Origin of the sequence: Kitasatospora sp. NPDC059571 (assembly GCF_042735675.1) — a bacterium.
Lineage (GTDB): Bacteria > Actinomycetota > Actinomycetes > Streptomycetales > Streptomycetaceae > Kitasatospora.
In genome coordinates this window covers 1-1210 of the sequence record NZ_JBHWBW010000395.1, presented here as the reverse complement: position 1 = coordinate 1210, position 1210 = coordinate 1, and the positions used below count along the sequence as shown (strand labels likewise).

1 pseudogene is annotated in these 1210 nt (G+C 78.5%); it reads right to left on the bottom strand.

Features of this window, described 5'->3' with window-relative positions:
• Positions 1-846, bottom strand: a pseudogene (locus ACFV0G_RS30800) (ROK family transcriptional regulator); the annotation flags it as partial.
• Positions 847-1210 lie beyond the last annotated feature (364 nt).

Sequence of the window (1210 nt, the reverse complement as noted above, 5' to 3'; positions counted from 1 at the left end):
GCGCGCCGGTGCGGGGGCGGCGGCGCGCCCCCCGCCCCCGGCGCGGCGCGCGGCGGGCCGCCCCCCCCCCCGGGGGCCCCCCCCCAGCCCCGCCCCGCGGCGGGCGGCCCGCGGCCCCACGTCGTGGACGACCGGGGCGCCGGGCACCGGCATGTAGCCGACCTCGCCGGCGCCGCCGGTGAAGCCGCGGTGCAGCCGGCCGGCGATCACGATCGCCGCACCGATGCCCTCCTCGGCCCAGAGCAGCACGAAGTCCTCGCAGCCGGCCGCGGCACCGAAGGCCTGCTCGGCGATGGCGGCCAGGTTGACGTCGTTCTCGATCGCGACCGGGGCGCCGATCGCCTCCTCCAGCCCGGCCACCAGCCGGGGCGAGTGCCAGCCGGGCAGGTGGGAGGCGTAGCGCAGCCGCCCGCTGGACGGGTCGAGCGCGCCGGGGACGCCGATCACCACTTCGCGCAGGCTGCCGGGGGCGAGCCCGGCCTGCCGGACGGCCTCGGCGACGGCGGCGCCGACCTTCTCCACGGTCGCGGCGGCCGGCCAGCCCTTGGTGGCCACCTGGTGCTCGGCCAGCGTGGTGCCGGTGATGTCGGCGACGCCGATCCGGACGTGGGTGGTGGAGACGTCGAGCCCGGCGACGTACCCGGCGGCGGGGTTGACCTGGTAGAGCTGCGCGTTGGGCCCCGGGCCGCCGGCCGTGGTGCCGACCGGGACGACCAGGCCGGCGGCCTCCAGCCGGCCGAGCAGCTGGGAGGCGGTGGGCTTGGAGAGGCCGGTCAGGGTGCCGATCTGGGTGCGCGAGAGCGGGCCGTTGGCGAGCAGCAGTTCGAGTGCGGCCCGGTCGTTGATGGCGCGGAGCAGGCTGGGCGTTCCGGCGAGCGGGGGGCGGGTGGTGTCGGTCACGTCTCGATCCTCCTCCGTACGGGCGGGCCCGTGGTGCACGGGGTGCGGTGCGAACTGTTAGGAAACTTTCCAATCTCTGAGAGGACCGTAGATCCTCGCCCGGGGGGTGTCAATGACCTGATGTCGAAGCGTTACCGGCGGTCCGCCGGCCCGTCCCGGACAGCACGAAATGGGCGCGCCCCCCCCGCCCCGCGGGGGGGCCGGGGCGCGCCCGGCCCGGGCGCCCCGGCTCCCGGGGCCCTTGGCCCCCCGCAGCCCGGCCCGGCGGCCGAACGCCACCCGCGACGCGGCCAGCCCGGGGTACCGGACC